General features: G+C 54.1%; 12 protein-coding genes. 8 read left to right on the plus strand and 4 right to left on the minus strand.

From position 1 onward, the window contains the following. The 3 genes from JW953_20515 to JW953_20525 form a co-directional block, all read right to left on the minus strand. Nucleotides 1–329, minus strand: a 329-nt coding sequence (locus tag JW953_20515; protein ID MBN1995089.1) for a DUF5615 family PIN-like protein, incomplete at its 3' end; no start/stop codon positions are given. Next, nucleotides 319–633: a DUF433 domain-containing protein gene (locus JW953_20520; protein MBN1995090.1), complete on the minus strand. Its 315-nt coding sequence runs from the start codon at nt 631–633 to the stop codon at nt 319–321. The genes JW953_20520 and JW953_20515, both read right to left, overlap by 11 nt. 185 nt (nt 634–818) lie before the next feature. Continuing rightward, complete coding sequence (locus JW953_20525) at nt 819–2,630, minus strand: ABC transporter ATP-binding protein (GenBank protein ID MBN1995091.1); 1,812 nt, start codon at nt 2,628–2,630, stop codon at nt 819–821. 214 nt (nt 2,631–2,844) lie between these two features. Between JW953_20525 and JW953_20530 the strand changes: the two genes are divergently transcribed. Both JW953_20530 and JW953_20535 read left to right on the plus strand, forming a co-directional pair. Further along, nucleotides 2,845–4,800, plus strand: coding sequence for an FHA domain-containing protein (locus JW953_20530; protein ID MBN1995092.1), 1,956 nt, complete (start codon nt 2,845–2,847; stop codon nt 4,798–4,800). A 70-nt stretch (nt 4,801–4,870) separates the two neighbouring features. Beyond that, nucleotides 4,871–5,461: an FHA domain-containing protein gene (locus JW953_20535; protein MBN1995093.1), complete on the plus strand. Its 591-nt coding sequence runs from the start codon at nt 4,871–4,873 to the stop codon at nt 5,459–5,461. A 102-nt stretch (nt 5,462–5,563) separates the two neighbouring features. On the opposite strand, the gene JW953_20540 is transcribed toward JW953_20535, so the two are convergent. Next, a complete protein-coding gene (locus tag JW953_20540; GenBank protein ID MBN1995094.1) occupies nt 5,564–7,573 on the minus strand; it encodes a GAF domain-containing protein in 2,010 nt (669 codons plus the stop codon). Between the two features lie 224 nt (nt 7,574–7,797). Between JW953_20540 and JW953_20545 the strand changes: the two genes are divergently transcribed. The 6 genes from JW953_20545 to JW953_20570 all read left to right on the plus strand — a co-directional run. Continuing rightward, complete coding sequence (locus tag JW953_20545; protein MBN1995095.1) at nt 7,798–8,130, plus strand: hypothetical protein; 333 nt, start codon at nt 7,798–7,800, stop codon at nt 8,128–8,130. A gap of 261 nt (nt 8,131–8,391) precedes the next feature. Continuing rightward, nucleotides 8,392–9,024, plus strand: coding sequence for an MBL fold metallo-hydrolase (locus JW953_20550; protein MBN1995096.1), 633 nt, complete (start codon nt 8,392–8,394; stop codon nt 9,022–9,024). Nucleotides 9,025–9,066: 42 nt separating this feature from the next. After that, a complete protein-coding gene (locus tag JW953_20555) occupies nt 9,067–9,774 on the plus strand; it encodes a tetratricopeptide repeat protein (GenBank protein MBN1995097.1) in 708 nt (235 codons plus the stop codon). Nucleotides 9,775–10,091: 317 nt separating this feature from the next. After that, nucleotides 10,092–10,853, plus strand: coding sequence for a DUF11 domain-containing protein (locus JW953_20560; protein ID MBN1995098.1), 762 nt, complete (start codon nt 10,092–10,094; stop codon nt 10,851–10,853). Nucleotides 10,854–10,886: 33 nt separating this feature from the next. Continuing rightward, on the plus strand, nt 10,887–13,313 hold the full coding sequence (locus tag JW953_20565) for a DUF11 domain-containing protein (protein ID MBN1995099.1): 2,427 nt from the start codon (nt 10,887–10,889) through the stop codon (nt 13,311–13,313). A 79-nt stretch (nt 13,314–13,392) separates the two neighbouring features. Then, a partial coding sequence (locus JW953_20570; protein ID MBN1995100.1) for a DUF11 domain-containing protein occupies nt 13,393–15,602 on the plus strand: 2,210 nt, incomplete at its 3' end.

Raw genomic sequence — 15,602 nt, forward strand, 5'->3', positions numbered from 1 at the left:
ACATTAAACTGGAACTGTTCAAAAATTGCATGAACCTCGACAGGGTTCTGAATTACGAAGGAATTATTTAGAATTGAACAGCCCTGGTTGGGGGGATAATAGACGATTCCATAATGCGATTGTCCTTGGGCGCTACGACTTAAAAAACCGGCATCACTGGTTACAAACACCCGCTGTTCGCGTCGAGCATACTCCATTTGCGCCTCGTCACTTAGCGTACGTAATCCTGCTTCGGCGGTGGTCGTAACATCAACGCCACGTTGGCGCAAGGCTTGGGCTATAGCATGGCTGATATGTTCATCAAGATGAAAACGAAGTTTAGACGCCACGTAAATCCTTTAGTCTTTCTTGCAATAGCGAAGGGTTGCGTGCTTTGAAAGCTTCAACGTAGGCTTTATCTTGGGCAATATCTTGATCAATGGAATCTTTATAATCAAAATAATAAGTTAACGCGGCGTAAACTTCTGACAAGGAGAGACTATACTCAGCACATATCCTATCCACGCTCAAGCCAAGCCGCTCATGCCACACTACGATGTCTTGAACCCGAATACGTCGTCTGGCCAGATGCGGTTTACCGTGACAAATTTTCTCATCAACCACAATATGACGGTCTATCACTGCTTCCATCATCTTCACCTCAATAGTTTTTAGAGACAATCAAATTTATTGTACATTTCGTTGATGTGGTGTCAAATATTTTTTACTCAAGCCGATGATAGTATGACTAAGAGTACGCTTAATAGGCGTTAAAAAATAATTGTGATTGGGATCAGGGCGTTACTCAAGCCCCAAATCTTCCGGCGTAAAGCTCATCCTTAAAAATGTGAGCGCTTTAAGGATGAGTGATCATAGGCATACGGCGACTGGTGACGGAAATAGGTGTCGTACAGCTCGGCGTAGTGGCCGCCTTGCTGCATGAGGTGGCGGTGGTTGCCTTCTTCGATGATGCGGCCGTTTTGCAGCACCAAAATGCGCTGAGCGGAACGGATGGTGGACAGGCGGTGGGCAATGACAATGGCGGTGCTGTTGGCCAGGATGAGGTCTAGAGCGGTTTGGATTTGAGATTCGGTGAAGGGGTCCACGCTGGCCGTGGCTTCGTCTAAAATAAAGATGGCGGGCTGCTGAGCCAGCACGCGGGTAAAGGCTACCAACTGGCGCTGGCCCATTGAGAGACGGCTTCCTCGCTCACCCACGTGGGTGTGCAGGCCCTCGGGCAGGGTTTCCAACCATTCGCCGCGACCAATACGATAAGCCACAGCTTCGATGTCGGCGTCGGTCAGGTTGGGCCGGGCGTAACGGATGTTGTCGGCCACGCTGGCCGAAAAAAGAAAAGGCGTTTGCGACACCAGGCCCAACTGGCGGCGATAGAGGGTGAGGTCAAAGGTGCGGATGTCGTGCCCGTCCACGTAAATGTGGCCGGCCTGGAATTCGTAAAAACGGGTGATCAGTTTGACCAGGCTGCTTTTGCCCGCGCCGGTGTGGCCCACCAGGGCAATGCTTTCGCCGGGGGCGATGCGCAGGGAGAAGTCTTGCAACACCTGTTCCTGCTCGCTGTAGCGGAAATGAACCCGGTCAAAAATAATTTCCCCTTTCAGCCGGGGGGGCGGGCGGTTATCTGTTTGTTGCACCAACGGTTGGGCGTCAATGAGAGCAAAAATGCGTTCCGCCGCGGAAAGGCCGGCCTGAAATTGGCTCCAGAATACGGAAATGTTGATCATGGGAAACCAAAAACGATCCAGGCTGAGCATGAACAAGTACCAGGCCCCAATGGACGCCAGGCCCAGGTTCACCGAAAGACCGCCCCAGTAGAGCAGCGCAGCGGTGCCCAGGCCGGACAAAGTGATCAGCACCGGAAATACGTTTGATAGAAAAAAACCGCGATACAAATTGACCCGGTAGGATTGTTGGTTGACGGCGCTGAATTCTTGATAAATGGCCTGTTCTTGCCGAAAATTTTTGGCAATGCTAATGCCGGTGACAGCCTCCTGAATGGCGGCATTGACCCTGGCCAGCACGCGAAAACCCTGGCGGGTGACAAAGCGGGCTACTCGCCGGAAAAGGGCCGTTAGCAGAATCACAATGGGCGTGAGCGCCAGCAAGATCAGGGTCAGTTGCCAGGAGATATTGAATAAAACCAGCAGCAGGATAAAGACCAGCAGGAACTGGCTGGAGATGTCAACAATCAATTGCACCACCTGGGCAAATTCATTGGTATCGGTGGTGATGCGACTGATGATCCGGCCCGAAGGAAATTCGTCGAAAAAGGCCAGATCGTGGTTGATGGAGGCAGCAAACGCATCCCGGCGCAGGGCCGCCATAACGTCGGCAATCACCCGAATGGTTAACCGGCGGCGAATCCAGTTGGCCAGCCAAATACTCACGCCAAAGATGATCATAAACGCGAACAAGAGCAAGATGAAGGTGGTTGAAGGCTGCCCTTCTAATGCCCCCACGCCCCTGGATACAATCAAGGGCTGCCCTGCTGCAGCCAGCGAGACCAGGCTGACAAAAAATACCACGCCCGCCACCCGTTTGCGGTGGGGGGCAAAATAGCCGGCAATGCGCCGGATCAATTCAGGATCGCTGTAAGCGCGATCATAAGCTTCGGTATCGAGTCCGCTGAACATAGAATTAACCTCTTCCGGGCGGCTTAGCGGGGGACATTATACAAGGCTCGCCACAAATTCAAAAAGCGGCTGAACAGGAGTATCCAGATGACTATTGAAGGGTTTTTAACCGTAATGAGTATAACGCTTCATCTATTAATTTGAAATTGTAACAAAAAGGGATTATTATTGTAAAGGTTAAACAGAATTCATTGATTGGGGGAGTTATTTGTTTATGGGACATCCGTCTGCCTTTAATCCACATGCGCCAGGGGCGCCCGAACGGCAGTTGCAACTGGTGGTTCACGCCGGCCCTTTAGCCGGGAAGGGTTTTCCCATTACGGGCGCTACCCTGACCATTGGTCGAGATGCAACGAATGACATTACTTTGGATGACGAACAGGTATCCAGGTATCATGCCCGTTTGCTGCGGCAGCAAGACCAGGTGATTTTGGAAGATCTGGGGAGCACCAATGGCACCCTGGTTAACGGCAAGCCCATTATGGGCCAGCACGTGATGCAGCCGGCCGATATTATCAGTATTGGCTCATCTGTGTTTGGGGTCAAAGGTTTTACCGCGCCCCAAACAATGGGGATGACCCAACTTTCATCCCAACCGCCGCCCGTGCCTGTGCCTTCCGCGCCGGTTGTGCCCGCGCCTTCCTCTATGCCGCCGCCGCCGCTCCTGCCGTCACGGCCGTCGTCGGCAGAACCGTCAAGGATGACGCTTTTGGCCATTGGCGGCGCGTTGGCCCTGGTGGTGACTCTCCTGATTGTGGCCGTGCTGGCTGTTTATTATCTATTCACGCCGGACCGTGATACCATAGCCGAGATCCCCAAAGTAACTATCACGGCGCCTCTCAATAACAGCCAGGTCCGGGTCAACCAGCCGGTGACTATCCAGGCTACGGCGTCGGACCCAACCGGGGTGGAGCGGATGGAGTTGTGGGTGAGCGGCCTGAAAATTAGTGAGGCGGTTAGCCCCGCCCAGGGACAACCCACTCTGACTGCCTCTTTTCAGTGGACGCCGCAAGCGGCCGGGTCTTATACTCTGGAAGTGCGGGCGTATAATACCCGGGGCGCGGTCAGTACCCCCACAGTGATTACGGTTAATGCCGTGGGAGAGGGCGACAATACACCCACGCCCACGCCTACGGCCACGCTAACGCCAACGCCGGCCACGCCCACCGCCACGCCCGTGCCGGGCGCACCCTCCCTGACTACCCGGGCTGATCTTAATGTGCGGGGTGGACCGGGCACGCAGTATCCCTTATTGGGCTTACTGCCCACCGGCGCCACTGCCGAAATCCTGGGTAAAGACCCCACTTTTCAATGGTGGCAAATCCGGTTTGCCCCGGCCCCGGATCAACTCGGTTGGGTTTCGGCGGATTCGGCCTATTCCCAAGTTTTTAACGTGGAAAATATTCCCATTGTTCCGGCTCCTCCTACGCCCACCAACACGCCAACCCAAACGCCTACCCCCACCGCTACCCCCACTGCCACCACCATCCCGGCCACTTATACTTCTACGCCTATCCCTACAAATACCCCTACCCCTACAGACACCCCCACTGCCACTGGCGAACCAACCACCATAGAGTTTGAAGTGTCGCCCACGTCTATTGAAGAAGGCGGCGAATGTGTGACGATTACCTGGAATGTGACCGGGGTGAAGGAAATTTACTTTGAAGGAAACGGCGTGGGCGGCAGCGGCAATGTGACCGATTGCCCCAAAGACACCAAAACCTATACCCTGCGCGTGGTCAGGAAGGATAATTCTGAAGAAATCAGAGAAAGACCGGTGGTGGTGAATAATCCCATTGTCTCCAGGGGGCTGATTACGGTTGAGGCCAATCAAACCCTGGACGTTGACAAAGGCGAGATTCCGGGCGACGATTTTTGGTGGCGGGTTGAACCTGCTACCAGAAGGTTTGAGGTGCAGGCCGGGGTGCAGTTGGCGCCAATGCGAACGGTTAATAACCTCAAAGAATTAACCAAGAATGAGTGCAACAATGCAGACTTTAGCGCGTATAGCTTCATTGATGGCAGCGATGTAGTCACCGATCCAAACAATGCCCTGGTTTCCGGGCGTTCTGTTTGTTACAAAACCAACCAGGGGCGACTGGGCAAACTTCGTTTCCCGGAATATAGTACGGGGGCGCTAAGAGTGGAATGGTTGACCTGGAAATAGGATGATAAAAAGGCGGCAGGTTGTCCTTAGCTTTCTGGCCAACATAATAACTTCAGGAGGATAAACAACAATGTATGATAATGAGCCAACAATGATGGGCCATGGCCGGCCCGCAGCCAGCCTGGTTGTTCGACAAGGTTCTCAGGCAGGGATGAGTTTTTCGATAACGGGCAACCAGGTGATCATTGGCCGCGAAGAAGGATTGGACATTATTTTGCAAGACCCTGAATCCTCTCGACGCCATAGTCGCATTAGTTGGCAAGGCGGGCAATATGTGATTGAGGACCTGGGCAGCACCAACGGCACGTTTGTTAACGGGGTGCAGATTACTACCCCTCAAATCCTCAATCCGGGCGATAGTATTGGCATTGGGCAAACAGCCCTGGTCTTTCAAATGTCGGGGGCGCAGCCCGGCGCGTATCCGTATCAGGCTCCGCCCCAGCAGGCGCCGGTCTATGCTATGCCGTCTGGCGCTGCCCCCGCCAGGGAAAGCAAAACCACCCAATATTTGCTCTATGGGTGTGGCTGCCTGCTTTTGCTGGGCATCTGTATTTTGGTGGCCTTGGCGGCGCTGGTTCTATTGGCCCCCGGCCTGGTTGAAGATTTTACCGGCCTTGATATCTCCTTGAACCTGATGCATACCTATTTGAATACGGTTTAAGCCCGGCGTTGCGGCCAAAATTTCATTGTTAAAAAAGCCTACTATTTAGAGTAGGCTTTTTGTTGTTTAGGGGGGTATAAAATTATGGCCAGAAGTGAGCAATTATAAATCGCGCGGATTGTCAAGCGGCAGAATGACCTCAAAACTGGTGGGACCGCCAGGCCGGCTGGAAGCCTTGATTTGACCATGGTGCCGCTCAATAATGGCGTGGACAGAATATAAGCCCAACCCCAAGGCCTTGCCCACCGGCTTGGTGGTAAAAAAGGGTCTGAACAACTGCTCTAAGCCTTCAGCCGTGATTCCCTGGCCATTGTCGCTAATAGTAACCTGCACCTCCCGGTCCGATACCATTTGGGTGGAGATGGTAATTTGAGGCCGTTCGGCATAGCCGGCTACAGCGTCACGCGCATTGAGCAGCAGATTCATCCAGACCAGCTTCAAGTGGCTGACGCTGGCCGAAAGCCTCGGCTGGGCCTGGTAGTCTTTGCTCACCTCAATTTTGACCTTCTTCAAAGAACGAATGACCAGGGCCAGGGCGTCTTCGATGGTGTCAATTAAATTTGTTTCCACAAAAAAATAGGTTTCTTGATTGGAGAACTCCAAGAGATTCTTGACGATACTCTGAATACGCTCTGTGGCTTTATAGATGCCGTTGGTGAGTTCGTGCACCTCGCTGTTGGGCGCAACCTCAAGCAAAACCAATTGGCTATTGGCCATGGCCACGGTGAGCGGATTGTTAATCTGGTGGGCCACGCTGCCGGCCAATTGGCCAATGGCCACCAGATTGGCCGAACGAAACAGGGAGGCCTGCAAGTGCCGGCGCTCCGATACATCTTGGGCAAAAACAATGGCCTGTTCCACCTGCCCTAAGCGGTTGCGGATAGGATAAATGCGGAATTCTCTATCTTTGAGATAAGGCTCGGTTTCATTTTCGGGGGGGATCCAGGTGGTTTCTTGCCCGGTTTCCAGCGCTTCCCGGATTCTCTCTAATAACTCCGGTTCAGAACTGGTCCAACCCAACGAGAGATAACTTTTGCCAATCAAGTCGTCCGGTTGATATTGTTGCTGATCCATACTCACCCGGTTCAGGGCATTAATGGTCAAATCCTGGTCAACAATATAAAGATCGTCCGTAATGCCGTCAAACAATACTTGCAGGGTGTTTCGGCTGTGCAAAATCTTTTCCCGGCTCTGCGCTAGATCAATATAGGCCGAAGAGAGGCTTTGAAATAGATAAGCATTTTCAATGGCAATGGCGGCCCGATCACAAAAAACAGATAGCCAACGAACCTGATGATCGGGAAAGGCCGATAATTGGTTGCTGCCCAGGGCCAAAACGCCAATCAATCTGTCCCCGGAAACCATGGGGATGAGCAAGGCGGATTGCAGGGATTGGTTTTGCCATTCCGGGGCGGACGTTTTTTGGCAACAACAGATCTCCCGCTCAAGGGCCGTGTTTTGGGCCAGCGCGAATAAAAGGTCATTCTCCCGCGTTAGGCTACTAAACAGGGACGATGTTCTGGTGACTATCTCATTTTTGTTTAAATTTTCATTCCGGTCGGCCAGATAAATGCCGGCCAGGTTCGCGCCGGTTGTGTTTTCGGCCCTGCTCAGAACAATCTTCAACACCTCGTCAAGTTCCAGAGATTGGTTGATCTCCTGGCCGGCCTCACTCAGCAGCAACAACTCATTGGCCGAAGCTTTAAATTGCGTCGGCGACTGGCCCTGTTTGAGCGCCTGAATTTCCAAAATGCGCTCAAGCTTTAAAACCAACTCTGCGCCGGTGATGGGAAAAAGCAGGTAATCCGCTGCGCCATGCTGCAATTGGGCAATGGCCTGCTGCCGCTGATTGGGTTTGGCCAATACCAACACCGTTGTTTGGGGCGCAACCGGCGTCAACCCGGCCAAAAATGAATCGGCAGGGGCCATTTGGGGCAGTAGCTCCACCTCAATAAGCAAAACGGCGTAAACCTGCTCAGATAATTGGTCAACAAGCGGGGTATCACTGCGCCATAGCTCAACCGGCCATGCGTGATGGCCGGCCTCTGCTTCAAGTATCTTCTTCAGTTCCGGTCCCTGGGCAGACGCTATCAGAATGGCGCTTGTTCTCATTTTTCGTCGTTCGTCCCCGGTCATTCGTCAGAGATGACAGAGCCATTAAGCTTCAGCGGTGAGGCGTAACTTCATGATTACACTTTTACTATACCATTAGCTATACTATTTTCAAAGTCTGGATTCGTTACCCTTAAAATTGGCGATGTTGGGATGCTGGTACTATTGGAATGGCAACCAGAAAATGTTAGATTCTTTTATATAACCCCCTGGAAGATGATGAGATGTTACCACCCCTCCAACCACCAAGTAAAGAAGTTGACGTAGATTTTTTGGTATTTGTTGAAAGGTATGCCACCGATTTGTTAAAGTGGGATATTTTGACCTTTTTTGCCGACAACCCGAATTTTCACGCCTCTGCGGCAAATATTGCCCAACGCATTGGGCGCAGTATTCACTCGGTTCGCCCCGAACTGGGCGATTTAGTATTACTGGGTATTTTGAAGCAAACTAAGGCCCCGGATGATCAGGTTTTATATCAATTGACCGAAGAACCCTATCTGCGGAAAATTACCCTAAAGTTTGCCGACCAATTGACCACCCGGCCCCTGGTTTAAAAGCTGGAGCCTGCGGTAATAATCAAAAGCTGGTAGTGGTCAAATGGTGACTGATGGAGTCACAAAGTTAGCTTTGCCGTTCCGTCGCCATCAGTTAATATAACCACTACCCAAAAGCTATAGGCCGATCCTGGCTATGGCTTTTTGATTTTTAAGACCCTTCTTGATAGTGAACATCCTTATTATGTTCAGTTGTACTCTATCTTAAAACATGGTAGAATTGACATTATCTCTACAACAAAGGATTAAATTTTAGCCCCTATGGATATTACCTGGTATGGTCATGCTTGCTTCCGTTTGAAAAGTCGGGATGCCACGGTAATCACCGACCCTTATGATAAAACCCTCGGCTTATCCTTGCCCAGTCTCAAAGCAGATATTGTTACGGTAAGCCATAACACGCCCCACCACAATCATACTGCCGGGGTAAAAGGAAATTTTAAGGTTATTGATCATCCCGGCGAGTACGAAATAAGCGGGGTGTTTGTTACCGGCATTCGGATGCTTCCCAGAAACGCCAAAGCCGCCGAATCAAACAACGTTTTTGTGATTTATTTGGATGACATTGCCCTGTGTCACCTGGGCGACCTGGCGCATGTGCCCACTCAAAAGCAGGTAGAGGAGATGGGCAGCATTGATGTGTTGTTGGTGCCGGTGGGCGGTCAAAATGCGTTAAAAGCCACGCAGGCCGCCGAGGTAATCAGCCTGATTGAACCCTATATTGTTATTCCCATGCATTACAAACTGCCCAATATTACCCTCAAACTCGATCCGGTGAGCAAATTTTTAAAGGAAATGGGCATTGCCAAAACCGAAACGATTGATACTTTGAAGTTAACCAGAACCAACTTGCCCGAAGAAACGCAAGTGATATTGCTGGAAGCAAAAGCATAGGTGCAAAAGCATAGGTGCAAAAGCATAGGTGAACAAAAGCCCATGAACGAGAGTACTGTTGCAAACAATCGTCTCAAGTTGATTTGGCGCGTAGTAATTGTGGTGGTGGCGCTGATTATTATTGGTTTCTTGGTTTATCCCCTGGTTCAGGAGCAATTTTTATCTGAGCGTAGCGGCGATACGGCCCCTATTTCAACCGAAGCTCAAGCCCTGGTCACCGGCCCCGAAGCGACAGTTCAGGCTAATCCAGATTCCGTTGAAGCGTGGTTCAATTTGGGTAAAGCGCACTATGAAGCAGGCCAGTGGGCCCAGGCCGCAGCCGCCTTTCAAAAAACAGTGGAGTTAGACCCCACCCACCAGGCGGCTTATGCCAATTTGGGCGCGGCCTATCATCGCCAGGACCAACTTGATTCGGCCCTGACTCAATACCAAAAGGCGCTGGAACTAAATCCCGATGATGGCGAAGTGATTTACAACCTGGCCGCGGTCTACATCCAGCAGGCCACCCAAAGCGGCAGCCAACCCGATGCTGATTTATTGAATCAAGCCATAGAGCAATTGCACCGCGCTCTGGAACTGGCCCCTGGCTCCAGCGAGCCTTACTTTGGCCTGGGCGTGGCCTACATGGCCTTGAATCAGCGCGAGCAGGCCATTGAGGCTTTTGAAACTTTTTTAGCCCGAGACCCCGGCCAGGACCCGCGGGCCAGCCAGGAGGCGCAGCGTTATTTACAAATGTTGCGCGGCCAATAAACCTTAAAATAAACCCTGGCCCGGCTTCGGCCCGCATCTTTTGGAGTTGACGTAAGACTTTAATAATGGGGGCCGAAGCGTACTTTTAACAAAATCAAACAAACCGGAGGAGGCCCGAGTCTATATCAATGTGCCAAGACTTTAGAAGATGCTGACCAGCTCCTGCTGAGGAGGGTGTTAATGTCTCCCCCCATCACCTCAATCCCAATGAAATTCCTCACCGTTTCCCAGGACTGGCCGGCGAACGAATGGGGCAATGCAAAATAAAATTATGCGGCATTTGCCCGCCACAAAAGTTACTACCCGTTAGGCTGCCTGTGAGCAAACGATCCTTAAGCCTTTCCTTGATATTTATATTATTGATCTCCACCTTGGCCATTTTCAGCCATCCTGCGCTGGCCCTGGCCCAAACGCCGCCTTCTTTGGAAATGAGCGTTTTGCCCCAGGCCAAATATGCCGTGGCCGGCCAGGCGTTTACCTACACGGTGGTTATGACCAATACCGGCCCCGGCCCGGCGCAGGAGGTGATGGTGTTCGTCACCCCTCCTCCCGGCGTCACCCAAATCCAGGCCGGCCAGCACCCGGCCTGGTTCACCAGCGCCCCGGCCTCCAATGAAACGGGCAAGGTGGCCTGGGCCACGCTAAGTCCAATGGCCGCGGGGACCGCAGTTAGATTTGAGATGGTGGTGGTGGTTTTGCCAGAAATGGCCGGGCAGCACCTTGTGCTTGAAGATTACGGGATTGTGCCCATGCATGCAGGCGGCCTTTTGGCTTCCGGGCCGCCGCTCAAAACAGAAGTCCGGGCTGCCCCGCCCACCCTGACCGCCACCCCATTGCCAACGGCGATTACCGCCAACCCGCCCAACCCCACGGCCACAACTTTGCCGACGCCAACCTCTCCCCCGATTTCCCTGGCCCCAACCTCTCCCGCAGTCCCAACAACCGGTGCCTCGGCGTTACCTTCGGCAACCTCAACAAATCCAACCGGCGACTCAACCACCCTCATTTGGCCCTTGAGTGGCCTTTCCCTCCTTTTGCTGATCATTGTTGGCCTGGCCTGGTTTTGGAAAAGCAGGTGAGCGCCCATGTGCCGGAGACAAGGTGAGTTAACCATGAATAAAACCTGGATGTCTGGTTATGCTATAAACAATAAATGGTTCCGTTTGGGTTTTTCCGGGCTGCTGGCCTTTGGCCTGGCCCTGGGATTGCTCTTTATCCCCCTAGCGATGAGCAGCAACAGCCAGAGCTTCACCCCGGCCCGGCCTTTTATGGATACCTTGCCTTTTGGCGTGAGTTTGGTTTACGCGCAAGGCGGCGTAACCGTTACCAAAGTAGCCGAACCCGCCGCTGTCAGGGCAGGGGAAGCCATTACTTATACCTTGACATTTACCAATCAAACAGGCGGACCTTTAGGTCCTGGTAGCGTTGTTATTTGGGAAAAATCACCTACCAATACCGTTCTCAATTGCGCCTCCGTTCAATCACCATCGGGCTGGGGACTTGTTTCGCCCGGCTGCACCGATGATGAAATAATTTGGGGATTGGTTAGTAGTTCTATTGCCGATGGTGCTTCAGTTGATTTTTTAGTTGCAGTGAATGTAGATGATCCTCTTCCACCCATCTCGGAAATTTTGAATGATCGCTACTTTGTTGCAACAGGGGAGCCTGTATACGGCCCCCCTGTAACTACTACCGTTATCGCTCCCGGTTGGGCCATCACCAAAACCCCTTCCAGCAATCCTACCACCCCCGGCCAGTATCTTACTTATCTCATCACCATCAGCAACAGCGGCACGGCCGCCACCACCGGCAGCTACACCATCACCGATCAACTCCCCAACGACACTTACTACGTCAGCGGCTCGGCCTCGCCGGCAGCAAATTTTGACGGCAGCGCCTTAACCTGGGTCTTGTCTCCCCCCACTTATACGGTGGCGGCCGGCGCGGCTCGCTCGGTTTCTTTTGTCGTCACCACCTCCAACGTGCTCACCGACGGCCTTCTGCTCGTTAACCAGGATTATGAAGTCAGCGGCGGCGGGGTTTACACCCCCACCGCGGGCCAGCCGGTGACGGTGACGGTGGACTCGGACGTCACCCTGCAAATCGGCAAAATTGCTAGCAGCAACGTGCTTACCGTAGGCTATCCCTTAACCTACACCCTCACGATCACCAACGCCAGCAGCAACGGCCCGGCCCTGAACGTGGTGGTCACCGATACCCTGCCCGCTTTTTTCATTTACCAATCCGCCGGATTTGTGGGCGGCGTGCCCGGCTCGGTGATCACCAACGGCGGCAACCCCATTGTGTGGGATTTGGACAATCCCTTGCCGCCGAACAGCTTCGTCCAACTGACCGTGACCGGGCAGGTGTCAACCACCCTGCCCAATCCCCCCACCCTGACCAACCAATATCGCGTGACCGCCGACAATGCGACGATGGCCTCCGGCTCTATAGACGTGACGGTCCAACCGGATGAACCGAAAAATTTGACTGTGGTTGCGGCTTCGACGTCACTCAAAATTTGCGAGACCACGGTCGCCACGACTACCTTGACTGATCAATTTGGGAATCCTTTATCCGGTAAGTCGGTAGATCTAACGATACTGGCTGGACTTGTCCCTCCTGCCGGTACAGCTACAATATCTCCAGACCCCGGGACGACTAATGGGAATGGGTTCTTTACTTCTACATTGCAGGCCACTGGTGCAGGGAATATACGCATTCTAGGTGAGTACGGCATTGTCAGCAATTTCCCCCCCCCCCAGACGATCAATATTAGCGATCAAGCCATTCCCACCAACCTGACCCTGACCGCCTTACCCAATCCCCTGGCCACCGGCGGAGCTGCCGCGGTGGCCACAGCTACGCTGGATTATTGCCGGGCCGACCTGAAGGCCGGCAAATCCATCACTTTCACCCTGAGCAATACCGGCCTGGCTGCCTTTCCCGGCGATGTTGATACGGTCTACGACACGACCGACAGCAACGGCAACGCTACGGCCACGTTGGCGTCAAAAAATATTTCCGGCACGTTAACCATCACCGCCACCGGCGAGGGCCTGACCCGGACGATGACCCTGCCCATCCACACCCCGGCGCTCACCGTTACCAAAACCGCTGCGCCGGCCAACCAGATTGGCCCGGGGGAAAGCATCGCCTACACCGTGCGGGTGGACAATGTTGGCGACGTAGCCGCCAGCGAGGTCCGGCTGACGGACACCTTGCCGTTGCCGGTCAGTTACGTTACGTTAATTAGCTCAACCAACAGCGCGCCGGGAGTCATTAATGGCCCGGTGATCAACGGCAATGTTGTGGCCGTTTCCACCGCCAAACTGGAACCAAACACCAGCCTGACCGCCACCATCTACGTTACGGTCACGGCTACCCTATCCGGCGCCATCCTGGAAAACCAGGCCAGCGCCGGCAGCAGCGCCTCACCGCTGCAAACCAGCAATTGGGTGAGGCACACGGTGATCACCGGCCCCGTCAGTACGGGCAGCAAAACCTACCTGCCGTTGATCTTAAAACATGCGCCGTGACCAAGAGACTATGCGCTTAAGCTCAGGACTAAGGATTTTAGACTGCCCCATATCCCCAGCTTGAGCTGAGAGGGTTGTAATGATGGAGAAAAAAACGCAAACCCCGCCGCCCCTGCCGCCTCGTTGGCTTCGTTTGGGAGTGTCTATTGGCCTGGCCTTGAGCCTGGCGCTCATTTTGCTCCTGCTGCCTGTTACCGCCGGAACGATGCGGGTCGCCGTGCCTGCCCTGCCGTCCACCGTAGCTGACGGCCTGCCTCTTTCGGTAAAGTGGCCCGGCGGCGCGTCCCTTGAGGTGCCGCTGCCCTTTGGCGCGGCCCTGGTTCGCGCCACCAATGGTTTGACCATCACCAAAACCGCGCCCCAATTTGTTGAGCCGGGCGGGATTATCACTTACACTTTTACCATTACTAACCAAACCGGACAGCCCATTACCCAGGCCATTGTGGCCGACACGATGCCGCCCAACACCTCTTGCGGCCCTTATCACCAGGAGCCTCCCATTGCTTCATATCCGCGTTGGGGTTATAGTTGCAGCCCTCCCGCCGCCGGATGGGTGATGTTTTACAATCCGTGGGTATTTCCCATTTCCTTTACGCATGGCACCAGCAATACCCTGGTGCTAACCATGATTGTTGATGAAACAGTGCCCAACGGCGCCGAAATTGTCAACAACAATTACACCGTCGAAGCCAACGCCGGCGCTTTTGACGATGCCGGCCCGCCGGTCACCACCACGGTCCAGGCGCCAATTTGGGCCATTACTAAAACCGTGTCCAGCCCCACCATTGAGCCGGGGCAATATCTCACCTACACCCTGACCATCTCCAACAACGGCAGCATTGCCACCAGCGGCGCTTACACCGTTACCGATGTTTTGCCCAACCACACCGTCTCCAGTTCAGTGGTGATTGACCCCCAGCCGCCGGGCGTGTTGAACGGCATGACCGTGACCTGGGTCTTTACCGATTCCCTGGCCAGCGGCAGCGCCAAAACCTTAACTTACACCGTCCAGGTGGCCAGCCCGCTGGCTCAAGGCGAAAAAATCGTCAATCAAACCTATAGCGTGAGCGGGGGGAATGTGTATACCGAGGCCGTGGGCATTCCGGTCACCGTCACCGTTACCGCGCCGGCCACCCTCACCGTGAGCAAATCCGCCAGCCCCACCCCGGTTCAGGCCGGCGGCCTGTTGACCTACACCATCACCGTGGCCAACGATGCCTCATCCAAAGGGCTGGCCACGGCGGTGGTGATCAGCGATACCCTGCCGGGAGAAGTTGTTTATCAATCGGCCGGATTTGTGGGCGCCACCGGCACGCTGACCGATACCGGCAATCCTATCCTGTGGCAACTGGATAATCCCCTCCCCGTGGGCGGCTCGGCCCAAGTAACCGTGACCGTGCGCGTCACCAGCCCTATGCGGCCGGGGGTGATCACCAATACCTTTGCCGCCTTTGCCCTTAACGCGCCCCTGGTGTCGGATATCCTCACCACCAGCGTGACCTCAACCAACATCATTACTCTGAGCAAAAGCGTCTATCCCCCGGTTGTGGCGCCGGGGGATGTGGTTACTTATACCATCACTCTCACCAACAGCGGCAACAGCATTGCCACTATCAGCCTGACCGATGTGCTCCACCCCGACTTTACGCCGGCCACTTACGCTCAAACCGGACTCACCTTGCCCGGCCGGACTTTCTCCACCACTGCCTCTACCACCTCCACCGGCTTTACCGCCACCACCCCGCTCACACCGAGTACGTATTACAACCAGTTCATTACCGCCACCTACAATTTGACCCAGGCCGTCGTCGGCCAGACTGCCCCGGTTCACGTGGTCAGAGCCGCCATCACCATTACCAAAGTGCCCGGCGTCTCCCCGGCCGGTATCGGCGATACCATCACCTATACCTACCGGATCACCAACACCGGCGATATCACCCTGACCATTCTGGCCCTGACCGATAACCCACTCGGCCCCCTTACCCCGCTGACTACCACCCTCGGCCTCTCGGCCGGCACCAGTGGCACCGCCGCCACAACGGTTACTGAAGCCGACCTGCCCGGCCCGATCACCAATACCGCCACCGTCACCGGCGCGTACCTGGGCAGCAATCTGGTTACGGCCAATACCGCCCTGAGTGTGCCCATCTCTTATACCACGGCCATCACTGTGGAAAAAGTGCCCCTGCCGGCCTCCGGCCCTCCGGCCCAGGTGGGTGATACCATCACTTACACTTACTACATCACCAACACCGGCACGGTCACGTTGTATACCGTTACCTTGAACGA

This window comes from Anaerolineae bacterium (assembly GCA_016931895.1).
GTDB lineage: Bacteria > Chloroflexota > Anaerolineae > 4572-78 > J111 > JAFGNV01.